We start from the raw sequence: 23,677 nt of genomic DNA, 5'->3' as shown, positions 1-23,677 counted from the left end.
CCTGCGCCCGGGCGACCGCTATGCACGCGGGCGCGCCTTCACGCCGAGACGGTTCTCCGTCCCGGCCGCGATGCGCTTCATGTTCTCCCAGTGGCGGACGTAGATCACGACCGCGAGGGCCACGACCAGGAGCCGGTGCGACAGGGGGGCGTCGAGGAGGAAAAGCTGCAGGACCACCGCAAGGCTTGCGGTGAGCGACCCCAGCGACACCCAGCGCGTCGGCACCACCGCCAGGGCGCCCGCCGCGATGCCGACCAGGACGGCCAGCGGGTAATGCAGCAGCATGACGCCGCCGCTGGTCGCCACGCTCTTACCGCCGCGGAAGCGCAGCCAAACGGGATACGAGTGCCCCAGCGACGCAAGCAACCCGGCGGCCACGAACCCCCATTCACCGGCCAGCCGCTCCCCCAGGTAGGCGGCCAGCAGACCCTTGCCGATATCGCACAGCACGGTGAAGAGCGCGGCCCACGGGCCCAGCGTGCGCAGCACGTTGGTGCCGCCTGTGGCGCCGCTGCCGTAGCGGCGCACATCGATGCCCCGCAGCTTGCCCATCAGGAAGCCGACGGGGATGGAACCCAGCAAATACCCCAGTATTGCGACGCTCACCAGCTCCGCCACGGCCCGCTTCCTCCTTCTCGGGACCCCGCGCGGTCCGCCCGCGTTCGGGTCAGAGATCAGTAATTCGTCGTCCGTGGGGTTATTCCTGGTACTAGTACGAGGTTCTATATGCGGGTTTCACGCCGTTACTCGGTGGACCGCTTCCGGGCCGCGCGCCGGATCTCCCGGGTCTGGCCGCCGGCCAGCACCCGCCGCACCCGCACCGGCCGCTCGCCGAGCTTGGCCTTCTCTCGGGTGCGGAAGTAGAGGTTGATCGGCGTCCCCTCGAACGCGTACGTCTGCCGCAGCTGATTCTCCAGGTAGCGCTGGTAGGAGAAGTGGACCAGCTCGCTGTCGTTGACGAAGAAGACGAACCCGGGCGGGCTGACGTGGGGCTGGGTGGCGTAGAAGATCTTCAGCCGACGCCCCTTGTCGGACGGCGGCGGGTTCAGCGCGACCGCCTCCCGCACCAGGTCGTTCAGCTCCCGGGTGGAGATGCGCCGGGCGTGGTTGGCGGCCGCTTCCTTGATCAGCGGCAGCAGCCGGTGGACCCGGGCGCGGGTCTTCGCCGACACGAAATGGATCATCGCATAATCCATGAAGGCGAGCCGCATCCGGACCTCCTCGGTCATCTTCGCCATGGTCCGGTCGTCCTTCTCGATCAGGTCCCACTTGTTGACCACGACAATGCAGGCCTTGCCGTTCTCGTGGGCGTAGCCGGCAATGCGCTGGTCCTGCTCCGTCACGCCGTCCTGCGCGTCGATCACGATGAGGACCACCTGTGCCCGCTCCACGGCGCGGAGGGCACGCATCACCGAGTACCGCTCCACCGCCTCCTCCACCCTGGCCTTGCGGCGCATGCCTGCGGTGTCGATGAGGAGGAACTTGTCCTCTCCCCGCTCCACCAGCACGTCGATCGCGTCCCGGGTGGTGCCGGGCACGTCGGAGACGATCACCCGCTCCTCGCCCAGGATGGCGTTGACCAGGGAGGACTTGCCGACGTTGGGCCGGCCGATGACCGCCACCCGGACCGGGCCGCCCTCCTCCGGTTCGGGCTCCGACAGGTCGGGAAGGGCTGCGACGACAGCATCCAGCAGGTCGCCGGTGCCCAGGCCGTGCTCGGCCGAGACGTTGATCAGGGGTTCCAGCCCAAGGGCCCAGAACTCCAGCGCCTCGTCCTCCCGCTTCAGGTTCTCCACCTTGTTGACGGCGACGATGACCGGCTTGCGCTGGCGGCGCAGCAGATCGGCCACCTCCAGGTCGGGCGCAGTCACACCGTCGGTCACGTCCACGACGAAGATGATCACGTCGGCCTCACGGATCGCCAGTTCGGCCTGCCGGGTCACGTGCGCCTCGATGGTGTCGCCTTCCTTGTCCAGTTGAATACCGCCCGTATCCACCAGGGTCAGGGTGCGCCCGTTCCACTCGGTGTCGGCGTAGAGCCGGTCACGGGTCACCCCGGGCTGGTCCTCCACGATGGCATGCCGGCTCTGGGTGAGCCGGTTGAACAGGGTTGACTTGCCGACGTTGGGCCGGCCGACGATGGCTACGATCGGTTTCATAGGCTGTTTCCTCCTGTCTCTTCCACCCTGGACATTATCCAGGATGGGCCAGCGGCGGTCAAGACGTCGGCAGATGGGGCGGCGCCGCCGCCCGGCGCTCCGGGGCGCCCACCTGGAGCAGTTCGCTCAGCGTCAGGGCCAGCACTCCGGCCACCAGCGCCGTGCCGTGGAACCCTCCACCCCCCATGCGGTGGACGATGTCGCCGTGCCCGGCTCCGCTGTAGTGCAGGTAATGGTACACGTCGGCCGCCAGCGACCCCCACACCGCGGCGGCGAACGACGCCGGTCGGGTGTGGCCGATCACGCTGCCCAGCGTGCCGGCGACGGCCGCGTACAGGTACTGCGCGTCCAGGTAGAACAGGTTCAGTTCGGTGGGCAGCCCGGGCGGGAAGTAGAGGCTGATGAGGGCAAGGCTGGCCGCCGCGTTGGCGGCCCCGCCGACGGCCGCCAACGGCTCCCACCAGCGGCGCATTGTCCGCAGCAGGTAGAGGGACAGGAGCGCCGGCAGGAGGCCGCTGCCCACGTTCAGCGTGAGCCGGGGCGCCAGCCGAAGCTCCAGCGCCGATCCCAGGAGCATGGCGGCGAGGAGCAGGAGCGCCGCCCGCCCGCTCAGCCCGATGCGGCGCAGCGGGCCGGTGAGGAAGCCGGTCGCGGCCAGGACCAGCAGGAGAAGGATCAGGATTGGACCCACGGGCATCATGGGGCGACCCTCCCGGTGTGCACGCCCGCCGGCAGTGACTGGCGGGCTTTCCACATCCATTGGGTTAGCTTTGGCCGGGCACGGCCAAGCTATACAGAACCCGCCGAATCCGAGCACGCGCTCCGGGGCATAATCGCCACAGGGTTCTGCCAACCTATGGCTGTCATCACCCTGTGGGAGGGTCCCGCACGATGCAACTCGACACTGCCGCGTGGGTCTACCTGGTGGCCGTGGGACTCCACCTCTTCTTCTTCCTTCTGTTCCTGCGCCTGCTCTGGTGGAAGCGCTACGCCGACACCCGGTACTGGAAGCGCAGGCCCGCGCTGTCCCTGGAGCGGGTGACCGCGCGCGCCCGCGAGCACGGCATCGCCCTGCCCCGCGTCTCCCTGATCGTGCCGGCCCGCAACGAGGCCGACGTCATCGAGCGCACCGTGGACCACCTGGCCGGCCTCACCTACCCGCCGCACCTGTATGAAGTGCTGGTGGTCACCGACGAGAAGGAGGCGCAGGCCGCCGCGGAGAGCCGGACCGCCGCGGTGACCGGGGCCGCCCGCGCCCTCCGCGGCTGCGCGGACGTGCCCGACCCCGACACCCAGGCCGGCGGGCTGATCATGGCGCTGGTGGCCGGCCTGGCGCTGGACGGCATCGGAGAGGTCTCCCGCCGGCTGGGACCCAACGAGGGGCTGCGGCACCTGAAACGCATCCCTGCTCCGCTGCTGCGGCCCATCATCTGGGACGCCGCGTGCCGGCTGCTCCGCAAGGGCTCTCGCGGCGTGGACCACCACGTGGTGCGGTCGCTGCGCAGCCGGCTCCCCGGTCTCGGGCAGGAGCCGCTCCAGCGCGCCTACGCCGCCCTTCTCTCCCTGGCCATCCCGTGCGCCGTCGCTTTCGCCTCGCTGCGCGGCGAGGACGGCGCCGCGCTGGGCCGCCGGCTGGCATCGCTGGCCGCCCAGGCGCACCACTCCCTGACCCGGGAGCTAATTCTCTCCCTCTGCACCGCGCTGGCAGCCAACCTGACCGCGCGCCTCGAGGCGCTGGCGGCCGACCCGCAGCTGGAGCAGCGGCTGGCCGATGCCTACCGCGAGGTCTACCCGACCACCCAGGACATCATGGAGCGGAAGGTCGCCGAGTACAGCCGGCGCAAGGACGCCCCGGCGGTCAGGCACGTGGTTGTGCCCGCCGACTTCGACGGCCGGCTCGGCGGCCGGCGGCTTGGCGTCCCGGTGCCCTCCACCAAGGGCCGGGCCCTCAACTGGGCCCTGGGGTTCATCGACGGGCGCTCCACCTGGTGCGGCTTCTACGACGCCGAAAGCCGGCCGGACTCCCGGGTGCTCCTCTACCTCGCCCACCGGGTGGTGGAGGCCCGCGCTGCCGACGTCCCGCTGCCCCGCATCTTCCAGGGGCCGGTCTTCCAGGTTCGGAACTGGTACGACATGGGGGCCTTCTGCAAGCTGGCCTCCCTCTTCACCGCCATCAGCCACGAGTGGCACCTGCCGGTGGTCTACCGGAGCATCCCCTTCGTCGGCGGCACCAACGTCTTCGTCGAGACCAGGCTGCTGGTCGAGATCGGCGGGTTCGATTCCACCACCCTGACCGAGGACCTGGAGCTGGGCACCCGGGCCTGGCTGAAGGCGCGCGCCTGGCCGGAGTACCTGCCTTACCCCTCCAGCGAGCAGACGCCGCCGACCTTCATGGGCTTCTACCGGCAGCGGCTCCGCTGGGCCAGCGGCCACATCCAGGTCATGCGCAAGATCCGGGCGGAGGGCGACGGCTCCCCCGAGCAGCGCCGCCTGCTCCGGTCGCTCTGGTTCAAGGGCCAGGGCCAGTGGCTGTTCTACCAGGCGGCCACCCTGGTGCCGCTCACCGTGCTGATCCTGTGGGCGCTGGGGCTGGTGGATCCCACCGTCCTGCCGCCGGCGTGGCGGTACGGCCTCCACATGGTCTCCACGGTCTACATCGGGTTCGCCGTGTACATCTTCCTACGGTACATGCGCTACGTCGACCCGGCCAGCCGGCCGATGATGTGGCTGGGACAGCTGGGGGCCGTGGGGCAGATCCTGGTGCTGCCCCTGGCCGGCTTCCTGTTCCCGGTGCCCTACTTCAGCGCGCTGGTGCTCGCCGCGGTGGGGAAGGGCCCCAGCCACTGGGTGAAGACCCCGCGCACGAGGGAGTGATCGATCGGATGGGCGTACGTCCGACCCGGGACGCGCTACGCGGACGCGCCCCGGCGCCGGCGGGCCGCCGCCGGCGCGTGGCGATGCTTCTGTCGGCCCTCGCGGCCGTTTTCAGTGCGCAGGTTCTGCTGACAGGCTGCTCTGCCCGACCCCTGCCCGTGCAGCCCGCCGATGCGGTCGCGGCCGCCCTGGCGCATCCGGAGGTCGCCGACTGGTACGCCGCGCACTCTGCCCCCCGGGTCCTGGCGGGGCTGAACCCCGCCGCCGCCCGGGGGCTGCAGCGCTTCCGGCCCGACGCCCTGGTCGACCTGGCCGCAGAGGGGCTCGTGGTGCGATTCACCTCGGCCCTGGGAGAGCCGCCAAAGCGGGTGGACGTCCTGATCGACAAGGACAGCGGGCAGGTGCTGGACGTCCGCATGGGCGGGGTCGGCTGGCGCGGCTGGCGCTAGACCGGCCCCGCGGCCGGCTCGCCGGAGCGGCGGTGCGCCAGGAACCACTGGTAGAGCTCCGCGTTGGCGTAGGTCGGGGTCCAGGCGTCGTGGCCGACGCCGGGGTACACCGTGTACCGCACCGGTGCGCCCACCGCCTGCAGGGCCGCCACCATCTGCGCCGACAGGGCTGCGGGCACCTTGTCGTCCAGCTCGCCGTGGAAGACCCAGAAGGGGACCCGGGCGTGCTCGGGACGCACCTGCAGGGGATTGCCCCAGCCGCAGACCGGCGCGGCCGCGGCGAAACGCTGAGGCGCGGCCAGCGCCAGGGCGAAGGTGCCCATGCCGCCCATGGAGAGACCGGTCACATATATGCGATCCCGGTCCACCGCATGGGTTTCACACACCTCATCCAGCAGGGCCAGGAGGACGTCGACGTCCCAGACCTCCCCATCGGGGCACTGGGGCGAAACGACGATGAAAGGAAAGTCTCCGGGCCGCTCGTCCAGCAGCTTGGGCAGGCCATGCCTCTTCACCAGGCTCAGGTCGCTGCCCCGCTCGCCCGCGCCGTGCAGGAAGAGGATGAGCGGCCACCGACGGGAGCGATCGTCACCGTACCCCGGGGGCAGGAAGAGCAGGTAGTTGGCACACACTTGCTTCTGAACTGTGCGGGCGAACCACCGTGATTCTTGCATGGGTTCCACCCTCTCTCGGTCGAGTTCCGCTGGAGCCACTCATCGATGCTGTAGACCTCGATTTCCACCGCGGGATCGGGCTCACCCCAGCGCAGGGGTACGCTTACCACCAGGCTCGACGCGCTCGGCCGATCTGTGAGTGTGATCAAGCGGAACCGAAAGCGTGCCCGGCCGCCCCCCAGCTCTTCCAGGAAGCTGTTGAGAACCAGTGCGCCGGGCGGGCTCCCCGGCTCGGGGGCGAACTCGATGAAGAGGTCCTCCCCGGTTCGCTGCAGCCGGTAGCGCACGCCGGGCCCGGCGTCCTGCCACCCTCCCCAGTCGGCCGGGACGTCCCTGCCCCCGTAGACCGACGCGCTCCGCAGAGCCGCACCACGTCTGGCGGCTCAGTCAACGGCTCCACGCGCCAGTCGCCCGGCGGCCACGGCTCCGTACGATCCCCCTGGGCATAGGCGGCGTGAACCGTCGGCAAGGATCCATCGTCGGCCAGGCGATCGCCATCTCGTCCGGCGGCAGAACGCCCCAAAACTTCTACGGACACGACCCGCACCGGGAGCCGCCCGCGGTTCTGCACCTGAACCACCGCCATGTGAAGCCCCCCGGCGGCACCTGTGGAGAGGCCGCTGACCTGGAGGGGCGGGCGCCAGTACGCAAGGCCGATCGCCACAGCGTAGGCCAGCAGCGGCACCAGCAGCGCCAGCAATCCGTACCGGCGAAGCCACCGCTGTGCCTGTTGGGTCCGCCCGATCGGCTCAGAACCCGCATGTTCCGTCAGAAGATTCCCTCCTGGTGTGAGACGGGGCAGGAGGGGTTACCGTTCCGACCGGTTAGCCAGGGCCATCAGGTCGACTCCCCGCAGGCGGCACCACTCGCCGGTGAAGCCGGTCACGACCACGGGCACCTGGCCCATGGCCGCCACGCTGCCCGCGCCGGCAAGCAGCATCGCTGCCCGCAGGTCGGTCAGGAACTGTTGCAAGTACGCCATGACGCCCCTGGCGCCCTCCCGCTGTTGCCGCAGCAGGACCGGCCCGGCCACCGCGGCGGCCCTCGCGCCCAGCGCCAGGGCCTTGGCGGCGTCAGACCCGTGGCGGATGCCGCCGCTGGCGATGAGGTCAAGCTCGGGCAGACCGAGCGCCGCCACCTCCGCCAGGGCGCACGCCGTGGGGATCCCCCAGTTCTGAAGCCCCGGGTCGGGGTCGGACAGCCCTGCACGGCGGTCCTCGATCCAGGCGAAGTTGGTGCCGCCCCGCCCCGACACGTCGACGGCGCGAACCCCCGCCTGGTGCAGCAGGACGGCCACGTCGCGGGACACGCCGAAGCCGCACTCCTTCACCACCACCGGCACCGGCGCCTCCTCCACCATCCGGGCGATCGCCTCCAGCCGCCCCCGGAAGTCCCGGTCGCCCTCGGGCATGCGCAGCTCCTGCGGGGCGTTCAGGTGGATCTGCAGCAGGTCCGCCTCCACCATCTCCACCGCCGCGCGGGCCTGTTCGGGGGTCGCGTCGCTGCCCACGTTGGCCAGGACGATCCCCTTCGGGTTGACCCGCCGCACCACCCGGTAGCTGTCGGCCACCGCCGGGTCCCGCAGGCCGGCCGTCTGGGAGCCCACGGCCATGGCGAGGCCCAGGTCGGCGGCCACCGCCGCCAGGTCCCGGTTGATGGCCGTGACGTCGTCGGCTCCCCCGGTCATCGCGTTGATCACCACCGGCTGGGCGAGCCGCACGCCGGCGACGGACGTGGTGAGGTCGATCTCCGCCAGCGCCAGTTCCGGCAGGCTGTGGTTGACCAGGTGCACATCCTCCCACCCGGCGCCCGGCCCTGCGGCCGCAGGGGGAGGGCGCCTCTCCTGCCAGGCGGCGGCCAGCCGCACGTGATCCCTTTTGCGCTGCTGTCGTAGGTCCATGGCGGTTCCTCCGCTACGGAAATGATCAGAACGGCTCATACGGGACTCCCCGACCCTCAGGTACACTGGAAGTGTTCCTTCGCGCCACCGTTACCGCCACATCCGGGCACCAGATGGGGGGGAAAGGCCGTCCGTGCGCACGCACGGGGCCGCATCCGCATGAAGACGCCGCTGAAGATCGGACAGTCGGAGATGCTCCTGGAACTGCCGGATGAGAACCTGAAAGGGATCCTTCTGCCCAACGAGGTCGCTCCCCTGCCGAACCCCCTGAAAACCGTGGAACACGTCCTGAAGAGCCCCACCGGCACGCCGCCGCTGGCCGAGCTGCTGAGGGCCCGCAGACCCGAAAGGGTGGTGATCATCGTCAACGACATCACCCGCCCCACCCCGTACGATATCATGCTCCCGCCTCTGCTGCGCACGCTGGACGAAGCCGGCGTCCGGCCTGAGCAGGTGACGTTCGTCGTCGCCACCGGCATCCACCGCCCCCACACCGACGAGGAGAACCGGCGCATCTTCGGCGCGGACGTGGTCAACCGCTACCGGTTCGTCAACCACGACTGCGTTGCCGACGACCTGGTGACCGTGGGCCGACTCTCCGACGGCACGGATCTCACCGTCAACCGCCATGTGGCCGAGGCCGACTTCCTGATCACCACCGGCCTGATCGGGCTCCACTACTTCGCGGGGTACTCCGGCGGGCGCAAGTCGGTGCTGCCCGGCGTCGCCGGTAAGAGCCTGATCACCCACAACCACCGGAAGATGACGGACCCGCGCGCGGCCACCGCCCGGTACAAGGATAACCCGGTTCACCACATCATGATGGAGGCGGCCCGCATGGTCGGCGTGGACTTCATCCTGAACGTGGTGACCAACGAGAAGAAGCAGATCGTGGCCGTCGTCGCCGGCGACCTGGAAGCCGCCTGGCTGGAGGGCGTGGCCGTCTGTGAGCGCATGTCCGTCGTCCGCGTGGACGAGCAGGCGGACGTGGCCATCTGCAGCGCCGGAGGATTCCCCAAGGACCTGGACGTGTACCAGTCCCAGAAGGCGATGGAGGCTGCGGAGCAGGTCACGCGGCCCGGCGGAACCATCGTGCTGGTGGCCGACTGCCGCGAGGGTTACGGCGGCGAGGCGGCCTTCGAACGGTGGGTCCGGGAGGCCGACAGCCTCGACGACATCCTGCGCCGCTTCGAGTCCCACTTCGAACTGGGTGGCCACAAGGCCTTCGCCATCGCCCGGGTGCTGAAGGAGAAGGAGGTCGTGCTGGTCTCCCCCCAGCCGTCAGACCTGGCCGAGTCCCTGTTCATGCGGCCTGCCGCAACGCTGGATGAGGCGCTGGCCTACGTGCGCCGGAAGCACGGCGACGATTTCAAGGCTTACGTGCTCCCGCACGCGACCCTGGTCTTCCCCGTCGTGGGCTGACGCCGGCGGATGCCCCGTCGCTCCGATTCGGGGATGACGTCTCCGCTTCCCCGGGCCCCCGGGAGGGTGCATCGCCCTCCCCGGGGGCCTTTCGCGTGCGACGGCTGCCGCGCCGGTCGGGCGGGAACTCGAACCCCACCTGGGCGTCCTCTTTCAGCACCAGGAAGGCGGAAAAGCGCCGGCCCGTGCGCGGCGAGGTGAACCCCGTGATCAAGGGCGTGCGGCCCCGGCTGAGCAGCGCCTCCGCGGCGCCGCCGTCGATGACCTTCCCGCAGAGAAAGGTGGGAATGCGCAGGCCGCATCCTGCGGTGGCGCAGGTCCACCCCCGGCTCCCCCGGGTGACCGGGCCTCCGCACCGCGGGCACGGGGTCGGGAGCCGGTCCTGAAGTGGCGGTCCGCCGGCCGCCGGTTCCTCCTTCGCCGGGCCGGGCTCCGCCGTGCTGCTCCTGCCCGCGCCGCCGCGTCCGGGTGCGCCCTCGGTCGCACGGATCCGCTCCACCAGCCGGGCCGTCAGCTCCCGGATCTCCTGCATGAACCGGGCATCGTCATACTCCCCGGACTGAATGCCGGCAATGCGGTGCTCCCACTCGCCGGTGAGCTCCGGGCTCAGGAGCACCTCGACCCCGGCCCGCTCCGCAAGCTCCACCAGGCGCCGCCCCTTCGCAGTGGGCACGAGGCTCCTCCGCTCCGTGATGATGTAGCCCATCTCCTTCAGCCGCTCGATGATCGCCGCACGGGTGGCCGGCGTGCCCAGCCCGTGCCCTTTCATCGCCTCCCGCAAGGCCTCGTCGGTGATCTCCCGCCCGGCGTACTCCATGGCGGAGAGCAGGGTGGCCTCGGTGTAACGGCGCGGCGGGCGGGTGGCCTTCTCCCGGCTCTCCACGTCCCCCACGGCGACCGGCTCGCCCATCCGCAGCGGCGGGAGCAGCTGCAGGCCCTCCTCTTCCTCATCCTCCGCCGCGCGCCGCTTCCGGGCGGGTTCGGGTTCGACCTGCCGCCAGCCCGGATCCACCAAGCGCCTGCCCCGGCTCCGGAACCGGTCGGGCAGCTCCCCGACGCAGGTGACCACCTCCTGCTCCAGGAACCGGGCATCGGGGTAGAACTGGGCCAGGAAGCGGCGCACGATGAGGTCGTAGATTTTTGCCTCGGCACCAGTGAGGCTGCGGGGCACCTCGCTGGTCGGGAGGATCGCGTGGTGGTCGGTAACCTTGGCATCGTCCACCACCCGGCGGTTCCCGAAACCCACCCGGCTGAGGTCCGCACCGGCGGCCAGAGCCGCCAGGTCCGACCGGGCCGACAACGCGCGCACCAACGCCGGCAGCTGCGGCACCAGCGCACGGGAAAGGTAACGGGAGTCCGTACGGGGATAGGTGATGTGCTTGGCCTCATAGAGCGCCTGCGCGGCCTTCAGGGTGGCGGCGGCCGTCAGGCCGTACCGGCGGTTGGCCTCCCGCTGCAGGCTCGTGAGGTCGAAGAGCTGCGGCGGCCGTTCGGCCACCGGCCGCTCGTCGCTGGCCTCCACCCAGCCCGCCTGCCGCCGCACCCGGCGCACCACCGCCTCGGCGGCGTCGGCTGAGGACAGCCGGTCCCCGTCCGGACCAAACCACTTGCCGGTATACTCCCGCCCGTCCGGCGTCCGAAACGCCGCGAAGACCTCCCAGTACGGCTCGGGGCGAAACGACTCGATTTCCCGCTCACGCCGCACCACCATCGCCAGGGTCGGCGTCTGCACCCGCCCTGCCGAGAGCAGCTCCCCGAACTTCACCGTGAACGCCCGCGTGGCGTTGATCCCCACCAGCCAATCGCCCTCCGCCCGGCACCGGGCCGACCGGTAAAGCCGGTCGTAGTGCTCCTGAGGTTTCATCTCGGCGAAGGCCGCCCGGATGGCCGCAGGGGTGAGCGCCGACACCCAGAGTCGCATCACGGGCTTTTCGAGCCCGGCGGCCGCGCAGATGTAACGGAAGATCAACTCGCCCTCCCGCCCGGCGTCGCAGGCGTTGACCAGGAGCGGCGCCTGCTTTCCCAGGCGGGCCAGGGTCCGGAACTGGGAGCGGGTTTTCGGCAGCACGTGCAGCCCGAACCCCTCCGGCAGAATCGGCAGCGTCTCCATGGTCCACCTTTTCCACCGGGGGTCGTACGCCTCCGGGGGAAGGAGCTCCACCAGGTGGCCGATCGCCCAGGAGAGGAGATACTCGGCCGATTCCAGGTAGCCGTCCCGCCGCTGGAAACCGCCCAGGGCCTGGGCGATGGCCATGGCCGCGGACGGCTTCTCCGCGATGATCAGGGGCTTGCCTGCCATCTCATCCACCTCGGAATATATGTTCGCCCTGGGGGCGGCCCGTTCCTTCCGGCGCAGGCAGATCCTCCCAGCGGGAGCGCGGGCAAATCGAGTAGGAGGGGGCGGCTAGCCCCCGTCCTCTCACACCACCGGACATGCGGGTCCGCATCCGGCGGTTCGCCAGGATTGACGAGTCGCTTCATAGCATTCGGTCAGGCTTATCAGCCCCTGGGCACGCCAGTAGGCGTCGCCCAGGGCGCTGTTTAGTGGGCCACCTGCCATCCGCCACGGGCCTTTGCGGCTGTTGGCGAGTTGGTGGACTACCCATTCGGGCAAACCGAGGGCGCGCAACTCCCGAAAGCGCGTGCGTACACGCTTCCACTGCTTCCATACGCATGCTCGCAGCCGACGCTTCAGCCATCCTTCGAGTCTTTCAAAGGCTGACCTGGCATCGGAGAGCGCATAGTACCCAACCCAGCCCCGCAAGTAAGCATTCAGGCGCCGGATTCGGTCCTCCATGCTCTGGCTGCGGTTGCGGTCCGTCAGCGTGCGGAGCTTGTCCTTCACGCGCTTCAGGCTCTTCGGGGCCAGCCGGATGCGCACTCCCCGGTGCTTGTAGAAACTAAACCCGAGGAACTGCCGCTTCCACGGCCGGTCCACTGCGCTCTTCTCCTCGTTGACCTTCAGCCGTAACCGCTCCTGCAGGAAGTGGCGCACGCTCCTGTAGACCCGTTCTCCCGCCCGCTTGCTGCGGACGTAGATGTTGCAGTCATCGGCGTACCGGACGAAGTGGTGCCCGCGGCGCTCCAGCTCCTTGTCGAGGTCATCCAGCAGGATGTTCGCCAGCAGCGGGCTCAGCGGACCGCCCTGCGGCGTCCCTTCCTCCGTCGCCACGACTACCCCGTTCAGCATGACCCCAGCCTGTAAGTACCGCCGGATCAGCCGCAGCACACGCTTATCCGTTACCCGCCGCGCCACGCGGGCCATCAGCACGTCGTGGTTGACCCGGTCGAAGAACTTCTCCAGGTCCATGTCCACGACCCAGTCGTACCCTTCCTCCACGTACTGACGTGCCTTCCTGACCGCATCATGACCCCGCCGCCCCGGCCGAAAGCCGTAGCTGGATTCGGAGAATGTCGGGTCAAAGATCGGCGTCAGTACTTGCAGGAGTGCCTGTTGGATCAGGCGGTCCATCACGGTGGGAATCCCCAGCATCCGCTTGCCGCCGCCCGGTTTCGGGATTTCGACCCGGCGGACTGGCTGCGGTCTGTAGGTCCCCTGGAGCAGTCCCTCACGGATGCGGCTCCACTCCACGCGAATCTGGTCCCGCAGCCGTTCGGTGGGGACACCGTCCACGCCGGGAGCGCCTCCGTTCCGCTCCACCCGTTTCAGGGCGGCCAGCATGTTCTCCCTGGCCACCACCTGCTCCATCAGGTTGCTGTGCTCCCCGCGGGGTAACGTTCCGTCTTGTGCCGGCTGCCCACTCCGCCCTCTCGCCGTCCCTTGCGGCTTCACCGCTACCTCCGGCGAGCAGGTCCCGTTCGGGGTCTTCTGCGTTTGTCGCGGGCTGCTCGAACGCAACGGGTTCACCCCTTTCCTGACGTTCGGCCCTTCCCGGTTGGGGCGTCCCCCTGCCGGTACTATGGCCTTTGCTGACTTCTGCCGGTTCAGCTGCGTCTCCCGACGCAGGTTACCAGCGTTGCTGGCGTTCCCGGCAGATCTCCCCGGGTAAGAACGCTGACCTTCACCCCGCACCCGCCCCATCTACCGCACCGCCCTTTGGCAGCTTCGGGTTTTGCTGTGTTCGGCCAGCTCACCCGAGCGGCACAGCCTCCTATGGGGTTCGTGTTCCTCGGGTCGTGGCTTTGCCTCGGGCTTCCTTCAGATTCCGCCTCACGACGGACACCCTTGCCTTTGGCTAACGGGCTGGTGCTGCCTCGCCCGTAGCGGACTTTCACCGCCAAGTCAGCGCCCATGCCGGGCACACAGAAAACGTCCGGCTCCGCACAGGGAGCCGGACGACCGTACACGCGGGGTTACTCAGACTGGGTCTCCTCGGCCGAGCCGGACTCTTCCGCTTCCCGGGCAGGCTCGTCCTGCTGCTCGGCCCCGGACGGCGCCTCACCCGCCTCGGCGGGGACCACGTCCCGATACGGCGTGGCCACGTCGGCGGCGATCGCCTCGGCGGCCAGCTCCTCGATGGCCGCCCGGAGGGAGAGGCTGATGCGCCGGTTCTGGGCATCGACGTTGATGACCTTGACCTTCACCACATCGCCGATGGAGACGACCTCCCCGGGGTTGTTGATGCGCCGATCGGCCATCTGGCTGATGTGGATCAGCCCGTCGACGCCGGGCTCAAGCTCCACGAACGCACCGAACGTGGTGAGACGGGCGACGGTGCCCTCCACGATGGCGCCCTCGGGGTACTTCTCCTCCACGCTGTCCCAGGGATCGGGCAGCACCTGCTTTAGCCCCAGCGAGACCTTGCCCTTTTCCCGGTCGAGGCGCAGGACCTTGACCTTGATGCGCTCGCCCTCGGAAACGACCTGGGACGGGTGCTTGATCCGGCCGTAGGACATCTCCGAGATGTGCAGCAGCCCGTCGACCCCGCCGAGGTCGATGAAGGCGCCGAAGTCGGTGATGGACTTGACGGTGCCCTCCAGCACGTCGCCCTCCTGCACGGTGGACCAGAACCGCTCGCGCGCCGCCGTGCGCTCCGCCTCCAGCACCTGCTTGCGGGACAGGATGACGCGCCCCTTGTAGGGATCCAGCTCGATGATCTTCACGCGAATCTTCTGGCCCACGAACTTGGAGAGGTCGGCGACGTACCCCCGGTCCACCTGGGATGCGGGCAGGAAGGCACGCAGCCCGAGGTCGACCACCAGACCGCCCTTGACGGCCTCGGTGACCTCGGCCTCGATGACCTCGCCGGCTTCAAACTTCCGCTCGACCTCAGCCCAGGCCAGCTGCTCGTCGGCCCTGCGCTTGCTGATGCGCAGACCGCCTTCGCCCTTGGTGTCCACGCTGAGGACCACCACCTGCACCTCATCGCCGACCTTCAGGCCGGCATCGTGGGCACTGCGGAGCGGACGGTGGGAGAGCTCGTTGAGCGGAATGATCCCTTCCGACTTGTAGCCGACGTCGACCATGATCGAATCGTCGCTCACGCGCACCACTTGCCCCCTGACGATGTCGCCGGGCTTGGGAACCCGCAGGGCAGCCTCCAGTTCGGCGCGAGCTTCGGCTTCTTCCATGGTTTCGACATTCTTCCTACCCTGGGTGTCAAACTCCTGCACGATCGTAGACCTCCTCGATGGCTCGGACCAGGTGCGGCACCGGCGCGACCGACTCGAACCATGCATTACATCAATACTATATTATTCAGTAAACCAGCCCCGGGCGGCGGATTACAGAGACGAAAGCGCACGTCCGGCCGGCGGTCCTGCGCCGGCGTTGGAAAGGCCGGACGGCGGGTCCAGCAGGGCGGCGATCGCGTCCGCAATGGCCTGGCTGGCCGCTTCCAGGGTCTCCCCGTTGAGCTTCTCGCCGCGGAAGCGGTCGAGGTCCACGGGCGGCCCGAAGCGGACGCGGATCGGGCTGAACAGCCGGTAACTGCCGCTGATGCCAACGGGAATCACCGGCACGCCGGATTTCAGGGCGATGTACGCCGTCCCGGGCTCGGGCTTCTGCAACTCCCCGGTCCGGGAGCGGGTGCCCTCGGGGAATATGCCAAAGCAGCAGCCGGCTTCCAGGAGCGCCAGGGCGTGCTTCAGGGCGGCCCTGTCCGCGCTTCCCCGCTTCACGGGAAATGCGCCCAGCCCCTTGATGATGAAGCCAAGCAGCTGCGAACGGAACAGTTCCTCTTTCGCCATGAAGCAGATCGGTCGGGGGCAAGCCAGGCCGATCACGATGGGATCCTGTGCGTTGATGTGATTGCCGCAGAGGATGACGCCGCCGGTGGGCGGGATGTGCTCCCGGCCCTCCGCTTGGACGCGGTAGGCCAGGCGGTAGCCCAGTCCCACGACGATCCTTGCAAAACCGTACAGCCACATGGCTACGTCCTCCGGCAGTGCCGCAGAATTTCCTCGACGACTTCGTCGACCCGCTTGCCGGTGGTGTCGATCACGATCGACTCCGGCAGTTGCACCAGCGAGTGGACGCCCTTGTTCATATCTTGCTCATCCCGCCGGGCGATCTCCGCCTCCACCGCCGCGAGATCGGCCTCGTGGCCTTCAGCCCGGAGCTGCGCGACCCGCCGCCTGGCCCGCTCCTGAAGGGAGGCGGTGATATAAAACTTCCGATCGGCATGGGGGAGGACGTACGAACCGATGTCCCGGCCGTCCATCACCACCCCGCCTGCCCGCGCCATGGACCGCTGGACCTCGATCAGCCGCTGCCGGAGCCTCGGCACCGCCGACACCTGCGAGACGACGGCCGACACGGCGGGGCTCCGGATCTCGGCGGTGACGTCCTCGCCGTCCAGCAGCACCCGGTTTCCCCCGTCGGGGGCCCGCTGCAGTTCGACCTCCGTCGCATCCGCCAGGTCGGCCAGCGCCGCGGCGTCGGTCTCGGGGATCCCCAGCCGCAGGGCCTTCAGGGCGAGCGCCCGGTACATCGCCCCCGTGTCGATGTAAAGATACCCGAGCCGGTTCGCAACGATCCGCGCCACCGTGCTCTTCCCGGCCCCGGCGGGGCCGTCCATGGCAATCACGAGCTCTCGGGTTCCATCCGTCAAGGCCAAAGTCTTACACCACTCCAACTGCCCGATGATGCATTGTAGAAGTGTGCGAACGGGCTTGAATCCTCACGATATGTACTTGTAGAGAGTACCCGAGACTTCCTTCCCTAAGATTAGCAGACTGGAAATGCTACGTCAAACTGGCAAATTGCTAGACACGTGCAAAAGAGAGCGCCAAGGCGCTCCCCCTATCGGCCGTATGGGATGTTGGCCGTTCTGGCCAGGCTGCGGCTCCAGTCCGTCACCTCGTGCACCGGCGTCCCCTCCAGCGCCGCCAGCAGGCCGAAGCGGTCCATGCCCACCATCTGCGCCAGGGCCAGAATCACCAGGCCCAGCACCACGAGACGCATCAGCACCCGCTCCACGGCATCGGCGAGGCGCCGGTGGCGCGCCTGGAACGCCTCCACCGCCTCCCGGTCCCGCTCTTCCCGCCAGTCGAGGCCTTCCGCCGGACGCTGCACACCGGTCACCCCCAGCGTCATCGTCCCGGATATTTTATGTGGAGGTGACCGCGATTATGCATCATCGCCGTCGCCGCCCGCCCCCCCGCGGTCAGCCTTCCCGTCTCCCCTGCGCCCCAGGGAGGTCCGGCGCTGCAGGCCGCGGGTGCGCCGCGCCGGCGCCTGGTCCGGCAGGCCTGCGACCAGCGGCTGCACGGCCGCACGCACCGCCTCCGGCCCGAACCCCCGCCGCGCGAGGTAGCCGGCAAGACGGCGAGCTGCGGTGGTCCGGTCCACGCCCGTCATGCGGCGGAGCCTCGCCTCCGCCACGGCGCGGGCGTGCTCCACGGCCTCTTCGGCGCCCCGCTCCGAGGCGACGGCCGCGGCCGCGTTCTCCCGGTCCACACCCTTCCGGATGAGATCAGCCAGGAGCCTTCGGCTGCCGTAGTCGGGGTGGCTGCGCACGTACCCGACGGCGTACGCCCGGTCGTCGAGCCATCCGGCCGCGGTGAGCCGCTCCAGCACCCGCTCCACCGTCTCCGGCGGGTAGCGGCGGCCGAGCCGGAGGGCCACCTCCCGCCGGGTGCGGGGGGCGGCCGCGAGCAACCGCAGGCCGGCTTCCCAGGCCTGCCGCTCCAGATCCATGCCGTAGGCGGCCAGCAGGGTCTCGCCGTCCACCGGCAGCCCCACCTTCAGGCCACACCGGAGGATCGTCTCCAGGCTGAGGCCGAGGACGAACTCGCCGTCCACGAAGACCGAGCGGCGCTCGGGGTCGCGCTGCTCGGCGATGGCGGTGATGCGCCCTGCGATCTGCCGGAGGGCCTCCGGGTCCACCTGTCGCCGGGCAGCCCTCCGGCCGCGCCGGGCACCGGCGGAGCCATCCCGCCCACGCTCAGACATCGGCGTCGCCGGCCTCCTCGTCGGCGTACTTCACCGGTAGCGACGCCACGTTCAGCCGCTCCTTGATCTTCTGCTCGATCTCGGCCGCAACCTCGGGGTGCTGCCTCAGCCAGTCCCGGGCGTTGTCCTTGCCCTGGCCGATGCGCAGGTCGCCGTAAGAGTACCAGGCGCCGCTCTTGACGATCACCGGCGGGTTCAGCTCGGTGCCGATGTCGATCAGGCTTCCCTCCTTGGAGATGCCCTGTCCGTACAGGATATCGAACTCGGCCTGCTTGAAAGGCGGCGCGACCTTGTTCTTGACCACCTTGACCCGGGTGCGGGAGCCCACCACCTCCTGGCCGCTCTTCAGGGTCTCGGTCTTCCGCACCTCCAGCCGGACCGAGGAGTAGAACTTCAGGGCGCGCCCGCCCGGCGTGGTCTCGGGATTGCCGAACATGACCCCGACCTTCTCGCGGATCTGGTTGATGAAGATGACCACAGCCTTGGACTTGGAGATGGCGCCGGTCAGCTTGCGCAGGGCCTGGGACATGAGCCGGGCCTGCAGCCCCACAAACGAGTCGCCCATCTCGCCCTCGATCTCCGCCTTCGGCACCAGGGCCGCGACGGAGTCGACCACCACCACGTCCACGGCGCCGGACCGCACCAGCGTCTCGGTGATCTCCAGGGCCTGCTCGCCGGTGTCGGGCTGGGAGACGAGCAGGTTGTCGATGTCCACGCCGAGCGCCTGGGCGTACACCGGGTCCAGCGCGTGCTCCGCGTCCACGAACGCCGCCACGCCGCCCATCTTCTGGGCCTCGGCGATGACGTGCAGCGCGACCGTCGTCTTGCCCGAGGACTCCGGCCCGTAGATCTCGGTGATGCGGCCGCGCGGCAGCCCCCCGACCCCCAGCGCCACGTCCAGGGCGACCGAACCGGTGGGGATCACCTCGACGTTCAGCCTGGACATCTGCTCGCCGAGCCGCATGATGGAACCCTTGCCGAACTGCTTCTCAATCTGCGCCAGGGCCATGTCGATGGCCTTCTGCTTCGCCGGATCCAATGCCATATGCCCCGCATCCTCCCAGCCACTATTTTCCAGCGCACTCGTTCTCAGTATAGGCCACTCTCCGCCGCCTGACAAGCCTGCCGCCGCTACTCGCCGCGCACCAGTTCGGCCGCCTCGACCACGGTGTAGCGCGGGCCGGCCGGCAGGAGCTCGCTCCGCATCAGGACCAGGCGGTCCACCAGCCAGTCGCCGTAGCGCACGGGCGGCCGGGTCAGGAGGCCCCGGAGCGGCGCGGCGAGGTCGGCGCCCTGGCGGACCCTCCCCAGCGTCAGGTGCGGCTGGAAGGGCCGCTCCTCGCGCCCGAAGCCGGCGGCGGCCAGCTCGTCCTCCAACCGGCGCGCGAGGGCGATGAGCTGCTCCCGCCCCTCCCCGGTCCCCGCCCAGAGCACCCGCGGGCTCCGGGCGCTGGGGAAGGCGCCGAGCCCGGCCACCGCCAGCGGGAACGGCGCCGTCCCGGCCGCGGCCCGGCGCAGCGCCTGTGCGGCCGCCTCCACCTCCGTCGGCCCCAGCTCGCCGAAGAACCGGAGCGTGAAGTGAAACTGGTCCGGACGGACCCACTTGACCAGCCCCGCGTCCGCACCCAGGGCCCTCCTGAGCTCGTCGCAGGCCCTCACCAGGGCCTGCCGGACGTCGGGCGACGAGACCTCCACCGCCGCGAAACAGCGCACGCCGGTCACCCTCCTTCCCCCGCAAGTTCGACGCCCGCGCGCCCGATTCCTTCACACCGGGCACAAAAAACGGAACATCTGTTCGAAGTTCCTCCCCCCTGCATGAAGTATAGACAGTATGACACTGAACTTTATCGCGCCTTCCGCCGTGTTGATCTACGAGACCCTGCACACGGGGGGAATGGCCGGATGCAGACGCCCCTGAGGCCGCTGGGGATCAGCCCCGCCGACCTGGAGGCGGAACTGGCGGCGCGCCGCGCCAGCCACCGGGCCCAGGTGGACCTCCTGAAGGCCCGGCTGGCGGAGGCGGGTGCCCGCAACGCGCAGCTCCGGCAGCGGCGGGCCGGGCTCCAGGCGGAGCGGGAGCGGCTGGAGCAGGAGATCCAGCGGGTCCTGGAAGAGTTCGACCGGACGGGGACCGAGTTCGAGGTCCGCCGCCGGGAGGTGGCCGAACGCCACCGCCGGGAGCTGGCCGACCGGGAGGCGGAGCTGGAGGCGGTCCGGAAGGAGCGGGACAACTGGATCGCCCTCGAGCGGCAGATCGCCGAGGGCATCCTGGCCGCGGTGCAGCCCTTCCTCCAGCTGCAGGCGTACCTGCGGGAGCAGGAAGGGGGCCGGCCCTGATGCGGCAGTCCAACGGGCGGCCCCTGCGCCGTAAGCTGCTGGGCGTCGCCCCGCAGGAGGCCGAGCGGCAGCTCCGGGAGCAGGCGGAACGGTTTGCGCTGGAGATCCAGCACCTGCGGGAGGCCCTCGAGCAGGCCAGGGCCGAGGAGGCGGATCTGACCGCCCAGTGCGAGGCGCTGGCGGCCGAGGTGCAGGAGGCGCAGCGGAAGCTGGAGCGGCTGCAGAAGGGGCTCGAGCGCAGCCGGACGATGGCGCCGATTCAGGCGCTGGTGCTGGCCAGGGAGATCGCCGACCTGGAGGACGAGCACGCCGCCCGTCTGGCCGAACTGGCCGCGGAACAGGAACGGATCCGCGCCGAGATCGCAGAGCGGCGCGCCTCGTTGCAGCAGTGGGTGACGTCGCTGCTGGAATCGGTGGCCGAGCGGGGCGGCGGATAAACCCGGATGCCCACAGACACAGAGACCACTGCGTGCAGGCAGTGGTCTCTTGCTGTGCGCAGGTGTCCGCAGGGGGTTCACTCCTGCTCCTGGTCGATGCCGATGTCCTCCTGCAGGTCGTCCCGGATCGTGAGGGGGGCCGGCCGCACGCCGGTGCGGTGCGCGCCGCGGGCGATCACGAACGACCCCGCCGAGGACGTCCAGAAGACGAACGGGATCACCAGGAGCAGCTTCAGCGTGAGCCCGTGGGTGGTCGAGAAGTAGAGGGTGCCGGCCAGGACCATCATCACCGTGGCGAAGGTGATGGCCATGGTGACCGCGTGCAGGCGGTTGTACACATCAGGCATCCGGACGAGCCCCAGCGTCCCCAGCACCGCCGCCGCGGTCCCCAGCAGGACCAACAGGCCGATGAGGATCTCCGTGGCCAATGACACCACCCCTCTGAAGGTACTTTCCCAGCGCAACGGTCGAGACGTAGTTGATCGCGGCGAGGACCACGGCATACGCCAGGTACTGCGGGTCGTTCAGCAGGATCGCACCGACGATCAACGTCTGGATGAGCACCGTGCCGAAGGCATCGATGGCCGCGATGCGGTCCGGGACGGTAGGGCCCCTGAACGTGCGGTAGGCGGCGAAACCCAGGGAGACGACCATGCCCACCAGGCTGATCCAGAGGACGGCCTGCAGCATCACTGCAACACCTCCATGATCAGCTCCTCGATCCGCCGGATCGGGGCAAGTGCCGCCTCGGCATCGGAGGCATCGATGACGTGCAGATAGAGCACGTCCCAGTCATCGGACACCTCGACGGTGTAAGAGCCGGGGGTCACGGTGATCAGGTTGGCCAGCAGGGCCACCTGCCCGGGCTGCCGGACCCGCAGGGGGAACTTCAGCACGCCGGGCGTGATCGTGCTCAGGTCCCGGCGCAGCATCAGGCGCGCCATTTCGGCATTGCCCCTCAGCCAGTGCCGCGTGTAGTACAGGAACAGGTGGGCGGCGCTCACCAGCCAGCGGAAGATGCCGCCTGGCCGCCTCACGTAGGGGTTGATGAGCCCGTGGACCGGCGCCGGGAAGATCAGCAGGATCACCAGGCCCACGACCAGCCCGCCGACGAAGCTGCCGAGGGTGTAGGACTCCTGCAGGATCATCCAGAGAAACGCGAACAGCACCACGAGGATTCCGGTGCGAACTCGGGCGTCCACGGCGCTCACCTCCCCAGGACGGCTTCAACGTAGATGTTGGGATGCATAAGCTGGTCTGCCGTCGCCAGCGCGAACTCCATCATGTAGCCGCCGCCCAGGCCCATCGCGACGGAAAGCGCCAGCAGGATCACGGCGGGGGTCAGGGCCGCGAAGTAGTCCCGCCTGGTGCGCTGGATCCGCTGACCGGAGGGCCGTCCCCAGTAGGCCTTGCGGAAGATCTTGATCATGGAGAACAGGGTGAAGAACGAGACCAGCAGCGACACCGCTGCAATGCCCCAGGCCCCCTTCTCCACCGCCGCCCGGAGCAGGGCGAACTTGGCGAAGAAGCCCGAGAAGGGCGGCACGCCGGCCAGCGAGATGGCGGTGGCGAAGAACGTGTAGGCCAGTCCGGGGTAGGAGGCCAGCAGGCCGGAGTAGTGCTTGAAGTCCGTCTGACCCGTGATCCGGCTGGTCGCCCCGGAGAGCAGGAACAGGCCGGACTTGACGATGATGTGGTGTGCGATGTAGAACACCGCTCCGGCAAGCCCCAGGACCGTATACAGGCCCAGGCCCATGATCATGTATCCGATCTGGCTGATGATGTGGTAGCTCAGGATGGCCTTGAAGTCGTACTGGGAGATCGCGCCCATCACGCCGAGGAACATCGTGAGGCCGCCGATGACCAGCAGCAGCGAGTGGGTCAGGCCGCTGTCGTGGATGAAGATCAGGGTGAACACCCGGATGAGGCCGTACACCCCCACCTTGGTCAGCATCGACGCGAACAGCGGGGCGATGCCGTTGGGCACGTAGTAGTACGAGCGGGGCAGCCACCAGTAGAAGGGAAAGAGCGCGCCCTTCGCGGCGAACACGACCAGGAACAGCATCCCCGACAGGGTGATGTAGGGGTTGCCGGGCTCGGACGCCGCCTTGGCGGCGATGTCCGCCATGTTCAGCGACGAGGTGACGCCGTAGAGCAGGGCCACGCCGAACAGGAAGAGGCTCGAGGCCACCGTGTTCAGCAGCAGGTACTTCAGGCCCTCCCGCACCTGCGGGCCCGTGCTCCCCAGAGCCATCAGGAAATAGGACGAGATCAGCATCACCTCGAAGGCGACGTACAGGTTGAAGATGTCGCCGGTGGCGAAGCTGAGGTTGACGCCGGCCATCATGAAGAAGAGCACAGGGTAGAAGAAGGTCCGTTCACTGTCCGGGTTCATGTCCCGGAAAATGTAGAGGATGGACGTAAAGAGCACGACGGCCGCGAGGATCATCATCATCCCGCTGAACAGGTCCGCCGTCAGCGTGATGCCGAAGGGCACCGGCCACCCGCCGGCCGTCTGGACCTGAATGCCGGAGGTCCAGATGGTGTACGTAAGCAGAACCGAGAGCACAATCCCCGCAATCGACGACAAGAGGGCAACCGCCCGCTGGAGGGCCACCCGCCTGTGCAGGAGCAGCTGGACAATGCCGGTGCCGAAGCAGAGCAGTGCGGGGTAGGCGACGAGGTTACTCATGCTCCACCCCCCGCAGCAGCAGCAGATCGTCGGTATCGCACTCCTGGACCGTCCGGTACGACAGGACGAAGGCGAAGGCGGTCGTCGCCAGGCCGATGACGATCGACGTCAGGATCAGAGCCTGCGGCACGGGGTCGACATACGAGATGCCGTCCACGATAATGCCGCCGCTGCCCTCCGCCGCGAGCTGCACGTCGCTTCCGCCCAGGAAGGGCGCACGCCCCGTCTTCAGCCGGCCGGAGGTGAGGAGCATGAAGTTGGTGGCGTAGTTGATCAGCATGGTTCCCAGCACGATCCGGATCATGTTCCGCTCCAGGAGCAGGTAGGTGCCCACACCCAGGAGCAGGCCGATGACCAGTGCAGCAAGCAGTTCCACC

24 protein-coding genes are annotated in these 23,677 nt (G+C 69.1%); 5 read left to right on the top strand and 19 right to left on the bottom strand.

Annotated elements, in window-relative coordinates; genetic code table 11:
- Positions 1–18: 18 nt before the first annotated feature.
- From plsY to STH_RS08450, 3 genes are all read right to left on the bottom strand, one after another.
- On the bottom strand, positions 19–618 hold the full coding sequence (gene plsY / locus STH_RS08460; RefSeq protein WP_011195808.1) for a glycerol-3-phosphate 1-O-acyltransferase PlsY: 600 nt from the start codon (positions 616–618) through the stop codon (positions 19–21).
- 125 nt (positions 619–743) lie between these two features.
- Positions 744–2,159 (bottom strand): ribosome biogenesis GTPase Der, encoded by a 1,416-nt coding sequence (gene der / locus STH_RS08455; protein WP_011195807.1) that lies wholly within the window; start codon positions 2,157–2,159, stop codon positions 744–746.
- A gap of 58 nt (positions 2,160–2,217) precedes the next feature.
- Positions 2,218–2,856: a hypothetical protein gene (locus STH_RS08450; protein WP_148205529.1), complete on the bottom strand. Its 639-nt coding sequence runs from the start codon at positions 2,854–2,856 to the stop codon at positions 2,218–2,220.
- A 194-nt stretch (positions 2,857–3,050) separates the two neighbouring features.
- On the opposite strand from STH_RS08450, the gene STH_RS17180 reads away from it, so the two are divergent.
- Together STH_RS17180 and STH_RS08440 are read left to right on the top strand one after the other, a co-directional pair.
- Positions 3,051–5,033, top strand: coding sequence for a glycosyltransferase (locus STH_RS17180; RefSeq protein WP_011195805.1), 1,983 nt, complete (start codon positions 3,051–3,053; stop codon positions 5,031–5,033).
- 8 nt (positions 5,034–5,041) lie between these two features.
- Positions 5,042–5,482 (top strand): hypothetical protein, encoded by a 441-nt coding sequence (locus STH_RS08440; RefSeq protein WP_011195804.1) that lies wholly within the window; start codon positions 5,042–5,044, stop codon positions 5,480–5,482.
- On the opposite strand, the gene STH_RS08435 is transcribed toward STH_RS08440, so the two are convergent.
- Complete coding sequence (locus STH_RS08435; RefSeq protein ID WP_043713816.1) at positions 5,479–6,156, bottom strand: prolyl oligopeptidase family serine peptidase; 678 nt, start codon at positions 6,154–6,156, stop codon at positions 5,479–5,481. The two genes, STH_RS08440 and STH_RS08435, sit on opposite strands and share 4 nt — an antisense overlap.
- 808 nt (positions 6,157–6,964) lie before the next feature.
- Complete coding sequence (gene fni, locus STH_RS08430; RefSeq protein ID WP_011195802.1) at positions 6,965–8,056, bottom strand: type 2 isopentenyl-diphosphate Delta-isomerase; 1,092 nt, start codon at positions 8,054–8,056, stop codon at positions 6,965–6,967.
- A 159-nt stretch (positions 8,057–8,215) separates the two neighbouring features.
- On the opposite strand from fni, the gene larA reads away from it, so the two are divergent.
- The gene (gene larA / locus STH_RS08425) at positions 8,216–9,478 is read left to right on the top strand and encodes a nickel-dependent lactate racemase (RefSeq protein WP_011195801.1); all 1,263 of its coding nucleotides are present in this window, start codon (positions 8,216–8,218) and stop codon (positions 9,476–9,478) included.
- Here the strand turns inward: larA and STH_RS08420 are convergent.
- The 9 genes from STH_RS08420 to thpR form a co-directional block, all read right to left on the bottom strand.
- Positions 9,426–11,777 carry a type IA DNA topoisomerase gene (locus STH_RS08420; protein ID WP_011195800.1) on the bottom strand — a complete coding sequence of 784 codons (2,352 nt, stop codon included), beginning with the start codon at positions 11,775–11,777 and terminating at the stop codon, positions 9,426–9,428. The two genes, larA and STH_RS08420, sit on opposite strands and share 53 nt — an antisense overlap.
- Positions 11,778–11,897: 120 nt before the next feature.
- Positions 11,898–13,187: a group II intron reverse transcriptase/maturase gene (ltrA, locus tag STH_RS08415; protein WP_011194155.1), complete on the bottom strand. Its 1,290-nt coding sequence runs from the start codon at positions 13,185–13,187 to the stop codon at positions 11,898–11,900.
- Positions 13,188–13,792: 605 nt separating this feature from the next.
- Positions 13,793–15,052: a 30S ribosomal protein S1 gene (rpsA, locus tag STH_RS08410; protein WP_158506875.1), complete on the bottom strand. Its 1,260-nt coding sequence runs from the start codon at positions 15,050–15,052 to the stop codon at positions 13,793–13,795.
- Positions 15,053–15,163: 111 nt separating this feature from the next.
- Positions 15,164–15,808, bottom strand: a complete 645-nt coding sequence (locus tag STH_RS08405) for a lysophospholipid acyltransferase family protein (RefSeq protein WP_011195798.1) — start codon at positions 15,806–15,808, stop codon at positions 15,164–15,166.
- A 2-nt stretch (positions 15,809–15,810) separates the two neighbouring features.
- Positions 15,811–16,491, bottom strand: a complete 681-nt coding sequence (cmk, locus tag STH_RS08400; protein ID WP_011195797.1) for a (d)CMP kinase — start codon at positions 16,489–16,491, stop codon at positions 15,811–15,813.
- 191 nt (positions 16,492–16,682) lie between these two features.
- Positions 16,683–16,955, bottom strand: coding sequence for a hypothetical protein (locus STH_RS08395; protein ID WP_043713815.1), 273 nt, complete (start codon positions 16,953–16,955; stop codon positions 16,683–16,685).
- Positions 16,956–17,009: 54 nt separating this feature from the next.
- The gene (locus tag STH_RS19695) at positions 17,010–17,834 is read right to left on the bottom strand and encodes a regulatory protein RecX (RefSeq protein WP_083766028.1); all 825 of its coding nucleotides are present in this window, start codon (positions 17,832–17,834) and stop codon (positions 17,010–17,012) included.
- Positions 17,827–18,879, bottom strand: coding sequence for a recombinase RecA (gene recA / locus STH_RS08385; protein WP_011195794.1), 1,053 nt, complete (start codon positions 18,877–18,879; stop codon positions 17,827–17,829). The genes STH_RS19695 and recA overlap by 8 nt, the downstream gene beginning before the upstream one ends.
- Positions 18,880–18,965: 86 nt before the next feature.
- Positions 18,966–19,547, bottom strand: a complete 582-nt coding sequence (thpR, locus tag STH_RS08380) for an RNA 2',3'-cyclic phosphodiesterase (protein WP_011195793.1) — start codon at positions 19,545–19,547, stop codon at positions 18,966–18,968.
- Between the two features lie 189 nt (positions 19,548–19,736).
- Here thpR and STH_RS08375 point away from each other — a divergent pair, with 189 nt between their 5' ends.
- A complete protein-coding gene (locus STH_RS08375) occupies positions 19,737–20,171 on the top strand; it encodes a hypothetical protein (RefSeq protein WP_011195792.1) in 435 nt (144 codons plus the stop codon).
- Positions 20,171–20,608 (top strand): hypothetical protein, encoded by a 438-nt coding sequence (locus STH_RS08370; RefSeq protein WP_011195791.1) that lies wholly within the window; start codon positions 20,171–20,173, stop codon positions 20,606–20,608. The genes STH_RS08375 and STH_RS08370 overlap by 1 nt, the downstream gene beginning before the upstream one ends.
- 77 nt (positions 20,609–20,685) lie before the next feature.
- On the opposite strand, the gene mnhG is transcribed toward STH_RS08370, so the two are convergent.
- The 5 genes from mnhG to STH_RS08345 are packed head-to-tail and all read right to left on the bottom strand — an operon-like array spanning position 20,686 to position 23,676.
- Positions 20,686–21,042: a monovalent cation/H(+) antiporter subunit G gene (gene mnhG / locus STH_RS08365; RefSeq protein ID WP_070105502.1), complete on the bottom strand. Its 357-nt coding sequence runs from the start codon at positions 21,040–21,042 to the stop codon at positions 20,686–20,688.
- Positions 20,948–21,298 (bottom strand): monovalent cation/H+ antiporter complex subunit F, encoded by a 351-nt coding sequence (locus STH_RS17960; protein ID WP_011195789.1) that lies wholly within the window; start codon positions 21,296–21,298, stop codon positions 20,948–20,950. Before STH_RS17960 ends, mnhG begins: the two co-directional genes overlap by 95 nt.
- Positions 21,298–21,810 carry a Na+/H+ antiporter subunit E gene (locus tag STH_RS08355; RefSeq protein WP_043713813.1) on the bottom strand — a complete coding sequence of 171 codons (513 nt, stop codon included), beginning with the start codon at positions 21,808–21,810 and terminating at the stop codon, positions 21,298–21,300. The genes STH_RS17960 and STH_RS08355 overlap by 1 nt, the downstream gene beginning before the upstream one ends.
- Positions 21,811–21,815: 5 nt before the next feature.
- The gene (locus STH_RS08350) at positions 21,816–23,300 is read right to left on the bottom strand and encodes a proton-conducting transporter membrane subunit (RefSeq protein ID WP_011195787.1); all 1,485 of its coding nucleotides are present in this window, start codon (positions 23,298–23,300) and stop codon (positions 21,816–21,818) included.
- A complete protein-coding gene (locus tag STH_RS08345) occupies positions 23,293–23,676 on the bottom strand; it encodes a sodium:proton antiporter (RefSeq protein WP_011195786.1) in 384 nt (127 codons plus the stop codon). Before STH_RS08345 ends, STH_RS08350 begins: the two co-directional genes overlap by 8 nt.
- Position 23,677 lies beyond the last annotated feature (1 nt).

Source organism: Symbiobacterium thermophilum IAM 14863 (genome assembly GCF_000009905.1).
GTDB lineage: Bacteria > Bacillota > Sulfobacillia > Symbiobacteriales > Symbiobacteriaceae > Symbiobacterium > Symbiobacterium thermophilum.
Note: the sequence above shows the minus strand (reverse complement) of the source record. Positions and strands in the feature narration are given on the sequence as shown.